The sequence below is a fragment of the Amycolatopsis sp. NPDC051716 genome (assembly GCF_040681595.1).
In the GTDB taxonomy this organism is placed as follows: Bacteria; Actinomycetota; Actinomycetes; order Mycobacteriales; family Pseudonocardiaceae; genus Amycolatopsis.
The window spans coordinates 1-16,566 of record NZ_JBFAZA010000074.1 but is presented as its reverse complement, the minus strand read 5'-3'; the positions used below and the strand labels follow the sequence as shown (position 1 = coordinate 16,566).

Sequence of the window (16,566 nt, the reverse complement as noted above, 5' to 3'; positions counted from 1 at the left end):
GGTGGGGGCGGGCGGGGGGCGCGCGGAGCTTTCCGCCTGGCGGGGGTGCGACGCGCCCCCCCCGGGGGGCGCTGGGGGGGCTAGAACGCACCGAAGGCCACATTGGGGCGCTTCGGGGCACCCGTCAGGCGAGGTCCGTCTCGTCGAGCCGCCGCTCCAGGGCGTCCAGGTGGTCCGACCAGAAGCGGCGGTAGGGCGCCATCCAGGCGTCGACCTCGGCCAGCGGCTCCGGGCGCAGCGCGTAGCACCGCCGCTGCGCCGCGACCCGCACGGTCACCAGCCCGGCTTCGCGCAGCACCCGCAGGTGCTTGGACACCGCGGGCTGGCTCAGCTCCAGCCGCTCGACCAGCTCGCCGACCGAGCGCTCGCCCTCGCGCAGCAGGTCGAGGATGGTCCGGCGCCGCGGTTCGGCGAGGACGTCGAAAGTCTGCATCACCCCTGAAATGTGCTCCGCCGGGCATATTCCTGTCAAGGAATGTGGACCTTGGATGGTCTGAACCATTGACCTAGTGGTCTAGTCCACTTACGGTGAGTGTGGTCCCCACCACTCCGGCACCGTGGCCGTGAGGAATTCCCCGGAGGGAGAACGCATGTCCCGTTTGCGCAGGAAGAGCTTCTCGGCCCTGCTGGCCGTGGCGGCCGCCGCGGGCCTCGTCGCGGGCGGCGCGACCGCCCCGGTGGCCGCCGCCGCCACCGAGACCGCGCAAGCTTCGGTCGGCAAGGTGGTCGGCTACTTCACCGAATGGGGGGTCTACGACCGCAACTACCACGTCAAGAACATCGAGACGTCGGGCTCGGCGAGCAAGCTGACCCACATCAACTACGCGTTCGGCAACGTGACGAACGGCGGCTGCGCGATCGGCGACGCCTACGCCGACTACCAGAAGACCTACGACGCCGCGGGCAGCGTCGACGGCGTCGCCGACACCTGGGACCAGCCGCTCGCCGGCAGCTTCAACCAGCTCAAGAAGCTCAAGGCCAAGCACCCCGGCCTGAAGGTCATCTGGTCCTTCGGCGGCTGGACCTGGTCGGGCGGCTTCGGGCAGGCCGCGAAGAACCCGGCGGCGTTCGCGAACTCCTGCTACAACCTCGTCAACGACCCGCGCTGGGCCGGCGTCTTCGACGGCATCGACATCGACTGGGAGTACCCCAACGCCTGCGGGCTGTCGTGTGACACCAGCGGCGCGGCGGCGTTCAAGAACCTCCTCCAGGCGCTGCGGGCGAAGTTCGGTTCGAAGCTGGTCACCGCGGCGATCACCGCCGACGGCACGAGCGGCGGCAAGATCGACGCGGCCGACTACGGCGGCGCCGCGCAGTACGTCAACTGGTACAACGTGATGACCTACGACTACTTCGGCGCCTGGGCCGCGCAGGGCCCGACGGCTCCGCACTCGCCGCTGACGTCGTACTCGGGTATCCCGACCGCCGGCTTCTACTCCGACGCGGCGATCCAGAAGCTCAAGAGCAAGGGCGTCCCGGCGAGCAAGCTGTTGCTGGGCATCGGGTTCTACGGCCGCGGCTGGACCGGCGTCACGCAGAGCGCCCCGGGCGGCACCGCGACCGGCCCGGCGCCCGGCAAGTACGAGCAGGGCATCGAGGACTACAAGGTGCTCAAAGCGTCCTGCCCGGCGACCGGCACGGTCGCCGGCACCGCGTACGCCAAGTGTGGCAGCAACTGGTGGAGCTACGACACTCCGTCGACCATCGCCGGCAAGATCTCCTACGCCAAGACCCAGGGCCTGGGCGGCGCGATGTTCTGGGAGCTCTCCGGCGACACCACGAACGGCGAGCTGATCACGGCCGTCGCCAAGTAGCGGCCGCGGGGGCACCGGCGAAACCTGTCGGTGCCCCCGTTTATCGTCGCGGGCGTGACGTTCAGCGGATTCGGCGAGTACGCCGTCGACTTCTACGACGGCCTCGTGGAAGACAACTCCAAGCCCTACTGGGACGACCACGTCGAGACCTACAGGTCCGACGTCCGGGCCCCGATGGAAGCGCTGCTGGCCGAGCTGGCGCCCGAGTTCTCCGACGGCTTCGGCGAGCCCAAGGTGTTCCGCCCCTACCGGGACGTCCGGTTCGCCAAGGACAAGACGCCGTACAAGACCCACTGCGGGGCGGTCATCGAACAGGGCCGCGGCGGCGGCGCCTACTACGTCGAGGTGGGGCCGGAGGGCCTGCGCGTCGGCGGCGGCTGCTTCCACCTGGCGTCCGACCAGATCGCGCGGTTCCGCCAGGCCGTCGACACCGAGCTGCACGGCGAAGCGCTGCGCAAGATCCTCGCCAAGCTCGAACGAGCGGGCTGGGAGGTCAAGGGCGACCGGCTCAAGTCCAAGCCGCGCGGGTTCGACGCCGATCACCCGCGCCTGGACCTGCTGCGCCACCGCTCGGTGTACGCCGTGCGCGGCTGGGAGCCCGACGACGTCCTGCACGAGCGGGGCGCCCTCGAGCGCGTCCGGAAGGCCTGGCGGCAGCTGCGCGAGTTCAACGAATGGGCCCGCGACCGGGTCGGCCCAAGTGAACAACCGCGTCGCTAGCGTGACCTGACCAGGCAGGTTTCTGAACACTTTCTTGAACATTCGGGATCGGTACAGACGTACGAGCGAAGAGGGTCTACGCTATGTGGACGTGAGCCGACGCGCGAAGATCGTTTGTACCCTGGGCCCTGCCACCGCGACCCCGGAGAAGATGCGGGCCCTGGTGGATGCCGGCATGGACGTGGCCAGAATGAACTTCAGCCACGGCAGCCACAGTGACCACAAGCAGGTCTACGACCTGATCCGGGCCGCGGCCGCCGAGAGCGGCCGCGCGGTCGGCATCCTCGCCGACCTGCAGGGCCCGAAGATCCGCCTGGGCACCTTCGCCGGTGGCCCGGTCGAGTGGCACAACGGCGACGTCGTCCGGATCACCGTCGAGGACGTCGCCGGCACCCACGACCGGGTCTCGACTACCTACAAGGGCCTGGCGAGGGACGCCAAGCCCGGCGACCGGCTGCTCGTCGACGACGGCAAGGTCGGCCTGGTGGTCCGCGAGGTCGAGGGCCAGGACGTGGTCTGCGAGGTCACCGAGGGCGGCCCGGTCAGCAACAACAAGGGCGTCTCGCTGCCCGGCATGGACGTCTCCGTGCCGGCGCTGTCCGAGAAGGACATCGAGGACCTCGAGTTCGCGCTCGAGCTGGGCGTCGACTTCATCGCCCTGTCCTTCGTCCGCTCGCCGGCCGACATCGACCTGGTCCACCAGGTGATGGACCGGGTCGGCAAGGGCCGGCTGCCGGTCGTCGCCAAGATCGAGAAGCCCGAAGCCGTCTACAACCTCGAGGCCATCGTGCTGGCCTTCGACGCGGTGATGGTCGCCCGCGGCGACCTCGGCGTCGAGCTGCCGCTGGAGCAGGTCCCGCTGGTGCAGAAGCGCGCCATCCAGATCTGCCGCGAGAACGCGAAGCCGGTCATCGTCGCGACGCAGATGCTCGAGTCGATGATCAACAACTCCCGGCCGACCCGCGCCGAGGCCTCCGACGTCGCGAACGCGGTGCTCGACGGCGCCGACGCGCTGATGCTGTCCGGCGAGACCTCGGTCGGCCGGTACGCGATCGAGGTCGTGGAGACGATGGGCCGGATCATCGAGGCGGTCGAGACCGACTCGCCGATCGTGCCGCCGCTGTCGCACGTCCCGCGCACCAAGCGCGGCGTCATCTCCTACGCCGCCCGCGACATCGGCGAGCGGCTCAACGCGAAGGCCCTGGTCGCGTTCACGCAGTCCGGTGACACCGTCCGCCGCCTCGCGCGGCTGCACACCCGGCTGCCGCTGCTGGCCTTCACCCCCGAGGACTGCGTCCGCAGCCAGCTGTCGATGACCTGGGGCACCAACACCCACATCGTGCCGCGGGTGGAGTCGACCGACCAGATGATCCAGCAGGTCGACCACGCGATGCTGGAGATGGGCAAGTACCAGAAGGGCGACCTGGTCGTCATCGTGGCCGGTTCCCCGCCGGGCACCGTCGGGTCGACCAACCTGATCCGGGTGCACCGCCTCGGTGAAGACGACCACGCTTGAGAGACCGACCGCTTGGTATGCACTTAAGCTCCTGGCATGACTGAATTGGCCAGGACGGCCGCCACCGAACTGGAGATCCCCGGTGGCGGCCAGCCGGTGCTCGACCGCTTGATCGCGCTGCTCGACCTGGAAAAGATCGAAGAGAACATCTTCCGCGGCGTCTCGCCCGCCCACTCGCCGGTGCGGGTGTTCGGCGGGCAGGTCGCCGGCCAGGCGCTGGTCGCGGCCGGGCGCACCGTCCCCGAGGAACGCCGGGTGCACTCGCTGCACGCGTACTTCATCCGCGGCGGCGACCCGAGCGTCCCGATCGTGTACGAAGTCGACCGGATCCGGGACGGCCGGTCGTTCACCACGCGCCGTGTGGTGGCGATCCAGCACGGCAAGGCCATCTTCTCCCTCTCGGCGTCGTTCCAGACCGACGAACCGGGCATCGAGCACGCCGAGGCCATGCCCGAGGGCGTCCCGGCGCCGGAGACGCTGCCGACGCTGATGGAACGCGCCGAGGGCTACGCGATCGGCGCGCACGCCCGGCCGCGGCCGATCGACCTGCGCTACGTCAACGAGCCGCCGTGGGTCACCCGCGAGACCGGTGAGCGGCCCGCGCGCAACCAGGTGTGGATGCGCGCCGACGGGAAACTGCCCGACCAGCAGCTGCTGCACGTCTGCGTGCTGACCTACGCCTCGGACATGACGCTGCTGGACTCGGTGCTCGCGCGCCACGGCGTCTACTGGGACACCGACAAGGTGCTCGGCGCCAGCCTCGACCACGCACTGTGGTTCCACCGGCCGTTCCGCGCGGACGAGTGGTTCCTCTACGACAGCGCCTCGCCGACGGCGTCCGGCGCCCGCGGTCTGGCCACCGGCCGGTTCTTCGCCGAGGACGGCACGCTGATCGCGACGGTCGTCCAAGAAGGACTCTTGCGCGTCTTGTGAAGTTCGCCGGGAAATCACCCGCACGGGCGACGAATGGTCTGAATATCGGTCGCCGGAAAAGGGCATTCGGCCCGGGTGAGGGGGCCGGGACCGATCGGGGGACGGCCCCGGACCCCTCCGTGTGATGATCGCGCGGCACTCCGCGCGGTCATCGTCTACCCTGCTCAGAGGCCAGTCGAAGCCACGGCTGGCCGACTGTCAGGCGCCCGACGCAGTGCAGGGTGCGAGGATACAAGAGCATTCTGCAAATTGCAGATCCGGTGCCGGAATCGCCTTGCGTTAATGTTCCACCAACTCCGCGCCCGGCTGGTTAGATGCAGGAAGTACGTCGACATCCGGAGGTACCGCGATGGCCAGGGGACAGAGCCCCACCGTTCGCCGGCGGAGGCTTTCGGGCGAGCTGCGCCGGCTCCGCGAGGCCGCGGACCTCACCATCGACGAGGTGGGCGAGAAGCTCGAGTGCTCCGCCTCGAAGATCAGCCGCATCGAGACCGGCCACGTCGGCGTCACCCCGCGTGACGCCCGGGACATGCTGGCCCTCTACGGGATCACCGGCGACGAGCAGGAGGCGCTCGTCCAGCTGGCCAGGGAAGCCCGCAAGCGCGGCTGGTGGCACGCGTACAACGAGGTCTTCACCGGTACCTTCGTCGGGCTCGAAGCCGACGCCAGCTCACTGCGCGCGTTCCAGGCCCTCCTGGTGCCCGGGCTGCTGCAGACCGAGCGGTACGCCCGCGCGGTGATCCGCGCGCTGCGGCCGGACGCCGACGACGCCGAGATCCGCCGCCGCGTCGCCGCCCGGATGGCCCGCCAGGAACTGCTGTCCGAAACCCCGCCACCCGAGTACTGGGCCGTGATGGACGAAGCCGTGCTGCGCCGCGTGGTCGACGGGCCCGAGGTGATGGCCGAGCAGCTCTACCGGATGGTCGCCGTCGCCGAAAAACCGAACGTGACCGTCCAGGTCGTGCCGTTCGGTGCCGGCGCGCACCCCGGCATGGAAGGTCCCTTCCTGATCATGGGCTTCCCCGAGCAGGCTGACCCGGACGTCGTCTACGTCGACGACAGCACGTCCAGCGGCCTCTACCTGGAGGAACCCACAGACGTGCGGCGCTACGGGCTGATGTTCGACCATCTGCGCGCGGCCGCACTGAAACCGGACGACTCGGTGGACCTGATCGCCGAGGCGGCCGGACGGTTCGCCGAACAGGCGGCCGTACCGGGTCCGGTGCACCATCCGGATCCGAGGACACAGTAAGGGAGTGGGGACCATGGAAGCAGAACTCTCCGGAGCGCGGTGGCGCAAGAGCAGCCACAGCGGTGGCGGCAACGACTGCGTCGAGGTCGCGTTCGTCGCCGGCGGTGCCGCGGTGCGCGACTCGAAGGACCCCGAAGGGGGTGCGTTCCGCCTGCCCGCGTCGGGTTGGCGGGGGCTGCTGGCCGCGGTGCGGACCGGTGGCCCGGCGCACGACTGAGGCGCTTGGGAAGACCCCTTACCCCCGCCGAGCTGGGCTCGGCCGGGAGTAAGGGGTCTTTTTGCGCGATGCCTGCGTGATCACCCGATGCCTGAGGTGTCCCCTCAGGACGAACCTGAGTGCTACCAGACGGAGAACCCAGGGACAGGGGAACACGATGCACAGCGATCTCATGCTCGACGCGGTCCGGGCCGAAGCGGCCTACCGGAACGAGGAACTGCTGAAGGCCGGGCGCAGCGCCTGGGCCGTCCGCGCCCGCCGCGCCGTCCGCCACCTGCGGGCCGCGCACGCCGATGTCGAGGTACCGGCGCAGGAGCGCCGCGAGGTCGAGCGGGAGACCGCCGGCGCTGCCAAGACCGCTCGGTGAAAGTGTCGAAGGCGATAAGCGGTCGGAAACTGTCGGTGTGGTAGGCAACAATGCTCCTCGTGCCCCGACTCGGCTCCGGAATCCCGCTCGTCGCCCGTACCCACGAGATGCGGCGGCTCCGCGCCGCCTTCGCCAGGGCTGAACGTGGCGAAGCCGGCGCGGCGCTGCTCTCGGGGGATGCCGGGGTCGGCAAGACCCGGCTGCTGACCGCGCTCGGCGAGCACGTCGAAGCGTGCGGTGCGCTGCTGCTCACCGGCCGCTGCATCGACGTCCGCGAGGGCGGTCTTCCTTATCTTCCGTTCGCCGAGGCGCTCGCCCCGCTGGGCAGCGCGACGGACCCGGCGGTCGCCGCCGCGGTGCGGGCCCGGCCCGCCCTGGGGCGGCTGCTGCCGCAGGGGCAGGGCGTGGAAGAACCGCGCCCGGCCGAACACCCGCCGATGACCTCCAACGACCGGGAAACCATGGTGCGTCCCCGGCCGGAGCAGGATCTCGGTCAGCTGCAGTTGTTCGACGCGGTACTGGGGGTGCTGACCGAGATCGCCGAGGCGCGGCCCGTGGTGATCCTCCTGGAGGATCTCCATTGGGCCGACGCCTCGACCCGGAACCTGCTGTCCTTCCTGCTCAGCCGGCTGCGGGCGCAGCGGCTGCTGGTCGTGGGCAGCTACCGCGAGGAAGACGTCCACCGGCGGCACCCGCTGCGCGGCCTGCTGTCCGAGCTGGTCCGGCTCGCCACCGTCGAGCGCGTCGACCTGCAGCCCTTCGGCGCGGTCGACGCCCGCAAGTTCGTCGAGGCGCTGGCCGACGAGCCGCTGCCGCCGGACGTCGTGGGCGACATCGTCACCCGCTCCGAGGGCAACCCGTTCTTCGCCGAGGAACTGCTCGCCACCAAGACCGAGTGCAACGACCTGCCCGCCGGGCTGGCCGAAGTGCTGCTGTCCCGGCTCGAGCGGCTCTCGCCGGACGCCCGCCGGGTCGCGCGGGTCATCTCGGTCGCCAACGAGCCGGTCATGCACGCCGCGCTCGCCGAAGTCTCCGGGCTGGGGGAGCTGGAGCTCGACGAAGCGCTGCGGGAAGCCGTCCAGCACCACGTGCTGGTGGTGCTTTCGGACGGCTCGTACACGTTCCGGCACGCGTTGCTGCAGGAAGCGGTGTACGGCGACCTGCTGCCGGGGGAGCGGTCGCGCACGCACGCGGCGTACGCGGCGCGGATCAAGGCGCGGCCGCAGGGCCGCGGCCACGACGCGAAGCTGGCCTACCACTCGATGCAGAGCAGCGATCTGGCCACCGCGCTGCCGGCGTTGCTGCGCGCGATGGACGAGGCCGAGAAGCTCGGCGCGCCCGGGTCGGCGCTGCAGCACGTCGAACAGGCACTGTCCATCTGGGACGCCGTCACCCCGGCGGACCGGCCGGACGGGGTCGACGAGCTGAAGCTGCTGTACGAAGCGTCGTACTTCGCGGGGACGTCCGGCGAGCCCGAGCGGGCCGCGGCGTTCGCCCGCTCGGCCACCCAGGCACTGACCGCGGACGTCCCGAACGACCGGGCCGCGAAGGTGTGGCGGCGGCTGGCGGACGCGCTGCTCGCGCTGGAAGGCACCCTGGACGAGGCGGTCGCCGCCATCGACCGGGCCTGGGACCTGGTCGAGGACACCGATCCCGGCTCGGCGCGTGCCTGGGTGCTGGCCAGCCGGGCCGGGTTCCTGCGGATCCTCGACCAGCCCGAGGCGGCGCTCGACAGCGCGCTCGCCGCGGTCGCCGACGCGCAGGCCGTGGGCGCGACGGGGGCGGAGGCGTCGGCGCTGGTCACCCTGGGCACGCTGGCCGATTCGCGGGGCGACGCCGCCGAGGCCCGGGAGCGGCTGCGCCAGGCCCAGCGCAAGGCGCGCGACGTGGGCGCGTACAACACCGAGATCCGCGCGACCTACTTCCTCGCGCTGAGCCACGACGACCAAGGCGAGTTCGCCGTGGCGCTGGACCACGCCTCGCACGGCGTCGCCCGCGCCGAAGAATCCGGGCTGAGCTGGAGCGTCTACGGGCTGGAACTGCGGGCGCGGCAGCTGATGCTGCGCTATCTGATGGGCGACTGGCCGGACGAGAGCGCCGGCCGTGCCGGGCGCGGGGTGTCCAGCGCGGTCGCCGCGCGGATCCTGGCCATCTGGTCGCTGTTCGTCGTCGCCCGCGGCCGGTTCGACGAGGGCGCGAAGCTGCTGTCCGGCCTGCGGCAGCACTGGACGGCGGACATGCAGATCCCGCTGTCGGCCGGCGGCGCCGGCATCGAGCTGGCGTACTGGCGCGGCGACCACGCCGGGGCCGTCCGCCAGGCCGAAGACCTGGTCGGCTGGCTCGAGCGGATCGAACCCGGCCTGCTGGCCGGCATCCGGATCGCCGCGCTCGGCGTGTCCGCCGCGGCCAGGCTGGCCGCCGAGGCCCGCGTCCACGGCGACCAGGCCGCGGCCGAAGCCGCCGTGGCGGCCGGCGAGCGGCTGCTGGCGCACGGCCGGATGTGCTCGGTGGTCGGCCAGCCGCGTTCGGGAACGCTCGGTCCGGAGGGCCGCGCGTGGCTGGCCCGCCTGGAGGCGGCGGCGACCTGCCTCACCGGCCGGGGCGACGCCCGGCTGTGGGCGGCCGCGGTGGAAGCGTTCGGCTACGGCGCCGTCTACGAGCAGGCGGTCTGCCGCTGGCACGAAGCCGAAGCCTTGCTGGCCGCGGACACCGGCGCGGGCGCGGCGCTCGAAGCGGCCCACGCGGTGGCGGTCCGGCTCGGCGCGATCCCGCTGCGCGACGCCGTCCGCGACCTGGCCCACCGGGCCCGCGTCGAGCTGGCGGGCGTCGAACCGGCGGCCCCGGCCCGCACGGTCACCGACCCGCTGACCGACCGCGAGCGAGACGTCCTGGAGCGCGTCGCGCTGGGCCGCACGAACCGCCAGGTCGGCGAAGAGCTCTACATCAGCGAAAAAACGGTGAGCGTCCACCTTTCCCGCGTGATGGCCAAGCTGGGCGCCAGCCGCCGCGCGGAAGCGGTCGCCATCGCCTACGACCGCGGCCTCCTCACCGCCCCCACCGCGTGATCGCGCGTAACCAAACGGTCGGTTCGCGTACCCAGGGAGTCGGTTCGCGTACCCAGAGGGTCGGACGGTGAGCCGACCGTCCAGGTACGCGAACCGACTGTGCAGGTACGCGAACCGACCGTCCGGGTACGTCAGCGGGGGAGGCGGCGGAGGGCTTTGAGGCCGAACGTCATGCCGCGGGACCACAAGGAGCCCGGGATCGCGCGCGGCGGGCGCAGGGCCAGGCCGCGCTGGAGCGCGATCGACTGGGACTCCGTGTACTTCAGCAGGCCCTCGGCGCCGTTGCGGCGGCCGACACCCGAGTCCTTCATCCCGCCCATCGGGACGCCGACGCTGCCGAACGTCGCCGCGTAGCCCTCGTTCACGTTGACCGTCCCGGCCTTCAGCCGCGCCGCGATTTCCCAGCCCGCGCGGCCGTTGCGCGACCAGACGCTGGCGTTGAGCCCGAACGGCGTGTCGTTGGCCCGCTCGATGGCGTCGGTGACGTCGGTGTAGCCGTAGATCGACACGACCGGCCCGAACGTCTCCTCCGCGAACGGCAGCATGTCCGGGGTGACGCCGGACAGCACGGTCGGCTCGTAGAACAGCGGGCCGAGGTCGGGCCGCGCCCGGCCACCGGTGAGCACCGAAGCGCCCTTCGCGCGGGCGTCCTCGACGTGCGCCGACACCGTCGCGAGCTGGTCTTCCGACGTCAGCGAGCCCATCTGGGCGTGGTAGTCCAGCGAGCCGCCGAGCCGCAACGCGGCGGTGCGGGCGACGAACGCGCGGGTGAACTCCTCGCGGATGTCCTCGTGGACGTAGATCCGCTCGACCGACACGCACAGCTGCCCGGCCGAGGAGAAGCACGCCGTCACCGCGCCCGTCGCGGCCTTCGCGACGTCGGCGTCGGGCAGCACCACCATCGGGTTCTTGCCGCCGAGTTCCAGCGAGTACGACGTCAGCCGCTTCGCCACCTGGCCGGCCAGCTCCTTGCCGGTCGGCGTGGAGCCGGTGAAGCACAGGTAGTCCGACTCCTCGACCAGTGCGGTGCCGATCTTCGAGCCGCGGCCGAGCACGATCTGCCAGGTCCCGGCGGGCAGCCCGGCCTCCTCGGCGAGCTCGTGCAGCCACAGCGCCGAAAGCGCGGTCTGGTTGTCCGGCTTCTGCACGACGGCGTTCCCCGCGGCCAGCGCCGGCAGGACGTCCATCGCCGTCAGGGCCAGCGGGTAGTTCCACGGCGAGATGATCCCGACGACGCCCTTGGGGTGCCGGATCTCGCCCGCGCGGGTCAGGCCGGGGATGACGCCGGCGACCCGGCGCGGCGCGAGGAGCTTCGCCGCGTGCTTGCCGTAGTAGGCCGCCACCAGCGCGGTCGCGCTGACCTCGTCGAACGCGTCGAGCCGCGCCTTGCCGGCCTCGACCTGGACCAGGTCGAGCACCTCGTCCTGGCGGGCGAGCACCAGGTCGTGCAGGCGGGTGAGGACGCGGGCGCGCTCGGCGGGGGAGCGGTCCGCCCACCCCGCCTGGGCCGTGCGGGCGTCCGCGAACACCGCCCGGACGTCGGCGTCGGTGGCCTGCGGCAGGGTCGCGATCGGCAGTCCGGTGAAGGGCGCCCGCATCCGGATCGGCGCGGAGTCGGCGCCGCCCGTCACGCGGGCGACGAGCTGGGCCGCCCGCGCCGAGCCCGGCACCCCGGCGACGCCGCCGACGGTGGGCGGCAGCGTGGTGTCTTCGACCGCGTTCGCGGGGGTCGTGCTGGTCATGACGTCTCCGTTCCGGCGGAGTCCGCGCGCGGACGCGCAGGGGTTACCGACGAGTACACCATACCGTCGGTACGTCAGATGTCCAGCGTGATGTGAATAAGATTCACGTCTTGGGTGGGTGCAAGGGCGGGAGCTGGTAGTTCGGTTCCGTCGGCTCCTGCGGCGCCGGATGCTGCTGGGCCTGCGTGACGCCGCCGTAGGGATCGTCGGCGTGCTGCGCGGGGAACGGCTGCGACGACGGGCCACCGTACGGAGGCGGCTGCGGGCCGGTCTGCGGCGGCGGGGCCTGAGCGGGGAACGGCTGCGACGCCGGATAACCCGGGTGCGGCTGCCCGTACTGCTGGGGCGGCACCGGGTACGGCCGTGACTGCTGCTGGTACGGCCCGGGTGGCGGGCCGGCCGGCGCCGCGGCGGGGGCGCGCCGCCCGGCCAGTGCCGCGGCCACCAGCGCCAGCAGGGCGATGATCCCGCCGCCGATCAGCACCCAGAACCCGAGCCCGGTCGCGTAGTGCGACTTGATCGTCCCTTCGTCGGTCTCGTAGCTCAAGGTCGACGAGACGTCCATGCCGAGCATCCACACCGCCGCGGTCACCCCGGCGGCGCCGGCCACCAGGGCCGTCCGGGCGCCCGAGCGCAGCCCGGGGCCCGCCGAGCGGCGGGCGCCGGCGAGGGCCAGCCCGGCCCCGGCCAGCAGCACCACCGCGCCGGTCGTGAGCGGGATTCCGTACCGGGCGACGTGGGTCTGGTCGTAGAACTTCTTCGCCTCGCCGGTGGGCTCGACGGCGAACGAGCGTGACCAGGCGCTGATCGTCTGGCTGCTCTCGGTCTTGCCGTCCACCACCTGGTCGAACGACGTCTGCGGCAGGAACGACCCGGTGATCACCAGCACCGCGGCGAGGACGCCGAGGATCGCGGCGAGCAGCCGGAACACGGCACCCGGGTCGGCCGGCGGCTGGACGGGTGGCGGGCCGTAGGGGTACTGGTACGGGGCGGCGGTCATGGGAACTCCCCTCGTTCGGAGGGGATTGGACCACGAAATCCGCCCGCGGATAAGGGGCAAAGCACCCTGGTGGTGGCGCGCTGGTCAGCTCGGCGCAGCGGTGGCGTCCTCGTAGAGCAGGACGGCGATGCGCTTCCACTCCTCCAAGAGCTGCCGGCGCCGGTTCGGGTCGCCGCCGAGTTCGGCGTCCAGTGCGAGTCCTCGGGTGAGGTTCACGGTGAGCCAGAACAGCATTTCCGCCCGCTCCGGCGGGAGTTCGCCGGCGACCTGCGTGACGTGCTCGAGCGTGGCGCGGCCGAGCGCGCGGTCGACCGGGCGGATGGCCGCGCGCAGTTCGGGGTCGGTGCGGGCGGCGACCCACAGCTCGGTGACGGCGGTCGAAAGCGTGCCGGAATACCCGGCCCACAGCAGGTCGATGGCCGCGGCGACCCCGCTGCCGCCGCCGGGCAGTTCGCCCAGGGACTCCGCGAGCCGGCGGCGCAGCTTCGTCGTCAGGTGCTCGACCGCGGCCGCCATCAGCTCGGCCTTCGCGGTGAAGTGGTGCTGCACGGCACCCTTCGACACGCCCGCGCGGGCACAGATCTCCTGCACCGACGTGCGCGCGTAGCCGACCTCGACCAGGCAGTCGATGGTGGCGTCGAGCAGCGCCGTGCGGGTCTGCTCGCGCCGCTGCGCCTGGGTCCGGTGCGTCGTCTCGGTCACCGCGGCCTCCCTGCTTTACCTACAGGCCGGTACGGATGTACATTCCGATCAGAACTTACATGCTGATCGTCATGTTTTCCAGCAGGAGGGTCCCCGTGCCACTGCAACTGCCGAAGAGCTCGTGGAGCACGACCGAGCTCGACGACCTCCGCGAACTCGCGCGGTCGTTCCTGCAGAAGGAAGCCGTCCCGCACCAGGAACGCTGGGCGGCGGAGAAGAAGGTCGACCGCGAGCTGTGGACGAAGGCGGGCGACGTCGGCCTGCTGTGCCTGTCCATCCCCGAGGAGTACGGCGGGGGTGGCGGCACCTTCGCCCACGAAGCCGTCCTCTACGAAGAGCAGGCGCGCGCCGGCGACAGCGCGTGGGGCGTCACCGTCCACAATGGAATCGTCGCGCACTACCTGCTCGCCTACGCCGCGGAAGACAAGAAGCGCGAGTGGCTGCCGAAGCTGGCCAGCGGCGAGATGATCGGCGCGATCGCGATGACCGAGCCCGGCACCGGCTCCGACCTGCAGGGCATCAAGACGCGCGCGGTCCGCGACGGCGACCACTACGTCCTCAACGGCGCGAAGACCTTCATCACCAACGGCCTGCACGCCGACCTCGTGGTCGTCGCGGTGAAGACCGACCCGGACGCCGGCGCCCAGGGCGTCTCGCTGGTCGTGGTCGAGACCGACACGCCGGGCTTCCGGCGCGGCCGCGTCCTCGACAAGGTCGGGATGAAGGGCCAGGACACCGCCGAGCTGTTCTTCGACGACGTCCGCGTGCCGGTCGGCAACCTCCTCGGCGACGCCGAGGGCCAGGGCTTCATCCAGCTGATGCTGCAGCTGCCCCAGGAACGGCTGATCATCGCCGTCACCGCGGTGGCCGGGCTGGAGGCGGCGGTCGACCTCACGCTGGCGTACACCAAGGAGCGCACGGCGTTCGGTCGGCCGATCTTTTCCTTCCAGAACACCAAGTTCAAGCTCGCGGAGGCGGCGACCGAGGCCGCGGTGGCGCGGGCGTTCCTCGACCAGTGCGTCGAACGGCACCTCAAGGGCGAGCTCGACGTCCAGGGCGCGGCGATGGCGAAACTGTGGACCACCGAGCGCGTCAACAAGGTGATCGACGACTGCGTGCAGCTCTTCGGCGGCTACGGCTACATGAACGAGTACCCGATCGCCCGGGCCTGGGCCGACGTCCGGATTTCCCGGATCTTCGGCGGCACCAGCGAAATCATGAAGGAAATCATCTCCCGCTCGCTCTGAAGGGACCGACTATGAAGGCAGGTCCGCTCGGCGGCCTGAAGGTGGTGGAGCTCGCCGGTCTCGCGCCCGGGCCGTTCGCCACGATGATCCTCGCCGACCTCGGCGCCGACGTCGTCCGCGTCGACCGCGCGCAGCCGGGGCAGGACGTGCTCGGCATCCCGGCCGACCCGCTCGCCCGCGGCCGCCGGTCCGTCGGCATCAACACCAAGACGCCCGAGGGCGTCGAGCTGGTGCTGAAGCTGTGCGACACCGCCGACGTCCTCATCGAGGGGTTCCGGCCCGGTGTCGCCGAGCGGATCGGGCTCGGCCCGGACGTCGTGCACGCCCGCAACCCGCGGCTGGTCTACGGCCGGATGACCGGCTGGGGCCAGGACGGGCCGCTGGCCAAGGCGGCCGGGCACGACATCAACTACATCGGCATCGCCGGCGCCCTCGAACCGATCGGGCGCGCGGGCGAGCGGCCGGTGCCGCCGCTGAACCTCGTCGGCGACTTCGGCGGTGGCGGGCTGATGCTGGCGATGGGCGTCCTGGCCGCGTTGTACGAACGGAACACGTCCGGGCGCGGCCAGGTCGTCGACGCGTCGATGGTCGACGGCGCCGCGCTGCTCACCACGAGCCTGCACGGCATGGCCGCCGCCGGGCTCTGGGGCGGCGACCGCGGCGACAACATGCTCGACGGCGGGGCCCCGTTCTACGACACCTACGAAACGGCGGACGGCAAGTACGTCGCCGTCGGCGCGATCGAGATGCGGTTCTGGGGCGACCTGGTGAAGGTCCTCGAACTGGACCCGGATTCGCTGCCCGTGCACGTGGACAAGACGCAGTGGCCCCGCCTCCGGGAGATCCTCGCGGCGGCGATCGGCAAGTACACGCGGGACGACCTCGTCGCGCGCGCCGAAGGCACCGACGCGTGCCTGACGCCGGTCCTCGCGCCGGCCGAAGCCGCGTCGCACCCGCACAACGCGGCGCGCGGGACGTTCGTCGAGATCGGCGGCCTGGTCCAGCCGGCCCCGGCACCGCGGTTCGACCGCACCCCGCCCTCGACGCCGGAAGCACCGCGTACCAAGGGGTCCGACACCGAAGCGGTGCTCGCCGAACTGGGCGTCACGGACCTCGGCGCCCTGCGTTCGGCGGGCGTGATCGCCTAGTCGTTCTTCAGGTCGGAGCGCACGACCGAGTAGACGACGTGGTCGCGCCACTCGCCGTCCCGGAAGCCGTAGCCGCGAAGCACACCTTCGCGGGTGAAGCCGGCTTTCTCGAGCGAGCGTTGCTCGGCGCGGTTACCGGCCTCGGTCGTCGCTTCGACCCGGTTGAGCTGGGTGTGGGCGAAGAGGTAGTCGACGAGCAGGCGCTGGGCTTCGGTGCCGTAGCCGTGGCCGCGCGCTTCCGGGACGAGCACGAGGCCCATGTTCCAGCAGTAGGACGTCGGCCCGGTCCGGGTGCGGTGCCAGGAGACGACCCCGAGGACGCGGCCGCCGAGCGTCGGCACGAGCATCCCGGTCTCGGCGGTGAGCATCCCGGTTTCCAGCCACCGGCGGTGCAGGTAGCCCGGATCGTGCCAGCCGAACCACTGGTGCTCGCCGGCGGCGACGGGATCGTTGGTCAGCCGTTCGAGGAGGCCGAGATCGCTTTCGGCCACCGGCCGGAGCTCCACTCTGACACCGTCGTCGTCCATCCGGAGACCTTATCGGCCGCTTGACCGGAACCAGCACGGCTTTGCGCAAGATAGCTCGCTAGAGGCAACCCCCATCACCGAGCGGACATCACCCGTGATGGAAACGCCGACACCCGTGATCCAGAGGTCGACACGCGTGATCCGGAGGTCGACACGGCGAGACTTGAAGGCCCGGCCGTGTCGACCCTCCAATCACGCGTGTCGACCTGCCAATCACGCGAGTGGAGTTGCCCCGTGGAGCCGGACACCTTGATTCCAGACAGTGGTCTGGAGGGAGGATGTCCTGGTGTCTCGCAGGTCGAAGTATCCGGAGCAG

At 71.4% G+C, this 16,566-nt stretch carries 15 protein-coding genes; 10 read left to right on the top strand and 5 right to left on the bottom strand.

The window, feature by feature from the left end; all coding sequences use genetic code 11:
- Positions 1-124 precede the first annotated feature (124 nt).
- Positions 125-433, bottom strand: coding sequence for a metalloregulator ArsR/SmtB family transcription factor (locus AB0M30_RS46870; RefSeq protein WP_364599042.1), 309 nt, complete (start codon positions 431-433; stop codon positions 125-127).
- Between the two features lie 157 nt (positions 434-590).
- Between AB0M30_RS46870 and AB0M30_RS46865 the strand changes: the two genes are divergently transcribed.
- The 8 genes from AB0M30_RS46865 to AB0M30_RS46830 all read left to right on the top strand — a co-directional run bounded on the left by AB0M30_RS46865 (position 591) and on the right by AB0M30_RS46830 (position 9,884).
- Positions 591-1,814: a glycoside hydrolase family 18 protein gene (locus AB0M30_RS46865; RefSeq protein WP_364599039.1), complete on the top strand. Its 1,224-nt coding sequence runs from the start codon at positions 591-593 to the stop codon at positions 1,812-1,814.
- Between the two features lie 54 nt (positions 1,815-1,868).
- Positions 1,869-2,534 (top strand): DUF2461 domain-containing protein, encoded by a 666-nt coding sequence (locus tag AB0M30_RS46860; protein WP_364599036.1) that lies wholly within the window; start codon positions 1,869-1,871, stop codon positions 2,532-2,534.
- A gap of 91 nt (positions 2,535-2,625) precedes the next feature.
- Positions 2,626-4,050, top strand: a complete 1,425-nt coding sequence (pyk, locus tag AB0M30_RS46855) for a pyruvate kinase (protein ID WP_364599033.1) — start codon at positions 2,626-2,628, stop codon at positions 4,048-4,050.
- A gap of 36 nt (positions 4,051-4,086) precedes the next feature.
- Positions 4,087-4,983: an acyl-CoA thioesterase II gene (locus AB0M30_RS46850; RefSeq protein WP_364599030.1), complete on the top strand. Its 897-nt coding sequence runs from the start codon at positions 4,087-4,089 to the stop codon at positions 4,981-4,983.
- Between the two features lie 349 nt (positions 4,984-5,332).
- Positions 5,333-6,235, top strand: a complete 903-nt coding sequence (locus AB0M30_RS46845; RefSeq protein WP_103342892.1) for a helix-turn-helix transcriptional regulator — start codon at positions 5,333-5,335, stop codon at positions 6,233-6,235.
- 13 nt (positions 6,236-6,248) lie between these two features.
- Complete coding sequence (locus tag AB0M30_RS46840) at positions 6,249-6,452, top strand: DUF397 domain-containing protein (protein WP_285989744.1); 204 nt, start codon at positions 6,249-6,251, stop codon at positions 6,450-6,452.
- A gap of 157 nt (positions 6,453-6,609) precedes the next feature.
- On the top strand, positions 6,610-6,819 hold the full coding sequence (locus AB0M30_RS46835; RefSeq protein WP_013224346.1) for a hypothetical protein: 210 nt from the start codon (positions 6,610-6,612) through the stop codon (positions 6,817-6,819).
- A 50-nt stretch (positions 6,820-6,869) separates the two neighbouring features.
- Positions 6,870-9,884: an AAA family ATPase gene (locus tag AB0M30_RS46830; RefSeq protein ID WP_364599026.1), complete on the top strand. Its 3,015-nt coding sequence runs from the start codon at positions 6,870-6,872 to the stop codon at positions 9,882-9,884.
- Between the two features lie 131 nt (positions 9,885-10,015).
- Here the strand turns inward: AB0M30_RS46830 and AB0M30_RS46825 are convergent, their stop codons facing one another.
- The 3 genes from AB0M30_RS46825 to AB0M30_RS46815 form a co-directional block, all read right to left on the bottom strand.
- Positions 10,016-11,626, bottom strand: coding sequence for a succinic semialdehyde dehydrogenase (locus tag AB0M30_RS46825; RefSeq protein ID WP_364599023.1), 1,611 nt, complete (start codon positions 11,624-11,626; stop codon positions 10,016-10,018).
- Between the two features lie 103 nt (positions 11,627-11,729).
- Positions 11,730-12,626 (bottom strand): hypothetical protein, encoded by an 897-nt coding sequence (locus tag AB0M30_RS46820; protein ID WP_364599020.1) that lies wholly within the window; start codon positions 12,624-12,626, stop codon positions 11,730-11,732.
- Positions 12,627-12,710: 84 nt separating this feature from the next.
- Positions 12,711-13,328 carry a TetR/AcrR family transcriptional regulator gene (locus AB0M30_RS46815; protein ID WP_364599018.1) on the bottom strand — a complete coding sequence of 206 codons (618 nt, stop codon included), beginning with the start codon at positions 13,326-13,328 and terminating at the stop codon, positions 12,711-12,713.
- Between the two features lie 95 nt (positions 13,329-13,423).
- On the opposite strand from AB0M30_RS46815, the gene AB0M30_RS46810 reads away from it, so the two are divergent.
- On the top strand, positions 13,424-14,575 hold the full coding sequence (locus AB0M30_RS46810; RefSeq protein ID WP_364599015.1) for an acyl-CoA dehydrogenase family protein: 1,152 nt from the start codon (positions 13,424-13,426) through the stop codon (positions 14,573-14,575).
- A gap of 11 nt (positions 14,576-14,586) precedes the next feature.
- Positions 14,587-15,723, top strand: a complete 1,137-nt coding sequence (locus tag AB0M30_RS46805) for a CaiB/BaiF CoA-transferase family protein (protein ID WP_364599013.1) — start codon at positions 14,587-14,589, stop codon at positions 15,721-15,723.
- Here AB0M30_RS46805 and AB0M30_RS46800 read toward each other — a convergent pair.
- The gene (locus AB0M30_RS46800; RefSeq protein WP_364599010.1) at positions 15,720-16,250 is read right to left on the bottom strand and encodes a GNAT family protein; all 531 of its coding nucleotides are present in this window, start codon (positions 16,248-16,250) and stop codon (positions 15,720-15,722) included. The genes AB0M30_RS46805 and AB0M30_RS46800 overlap by 4 nt on opposite strands.
- Positions 16,251-16,566 lie beyond the last annotated feature (316 nt).

Coding starts and splice junctions, on each gene's coding strand:
- AB0M30_RS46830 (WP_364599026.1), top strand. CDS start 6,870: ATGCTCCTCGTGCCCCGACTCGGCTCCGGAATCCCGCTCGTCGCCCGT.
- AB0M30_RS46805 (WP_364599013.1), top strand. CDS start 14,587: ATGAAGGCAGGTCCGCTCGGCGGCCTGAAGGTGGTGGAGCTCGCCGGT.
- AB0M30_RS46845 (WP_103342892.1), top strand. CDS start 5,333: ATGGCCAGGGGACAGAGCCCCACCGTTCGCCGGCGGAGGCTTTCGGGC.
- AB0M30_RS46865 (WP_364599039.1), top strand. CDS start 591: ATGTCCCGTTTGCGCAGGAAGAGCTTCTCGGCCCTGCTGGCCGTGGCG.
- AB0M30_RS46850 (WP_364599030.1), top strand. CDS start 4,087: ATGACTGAATTGGCCAGGACGGCCGCCACCGAACTGGAGATCCCCGGT.
- AB0M30_RS46800 (WP_364599010.1), bottom strand. CDS start 16,250: ATGGACGACGACGGTGTCAGAGTGGAGCTCCGGCCGGTGGCCGAAAGC.
- AB0M30_RS46835 (WP_013224346.1), top strand. CDS start 6,610: ATGCACAGCGATCTCATGCTCGACGCGGTCCGGGCCGAAGCGGCCTAC.
- AB0M30_RS46820 (WP_364599020.1), bottom strand. CDS start 12,626: ATGACCGCCGCCCCGTACCAGTACCCCTACGGCCCGCCACCCGTCCAG.
- AB0M30_RS46870 (WP_364599042.1), bottom strand. CDS start 433: ATGCAGACTTTCGACGTCCTCGCCGAACCGCGGCGCCGGACCATCCTC.
- AB0M30_RS46840 (WP_285989744.1), top strand. CDS start 6,249: ATGGAAGCAGAACTCTCCGGAGCGCGGTGGCGCAAGAGCAGCCACAGC.
- AB0M30_RS46825 (WP_364599023.1), bottom strand. CDS start 11,626: ATGACCAGCACGACCCCCGCGAACGCGGTCGAAGACACCACGCTGCCG.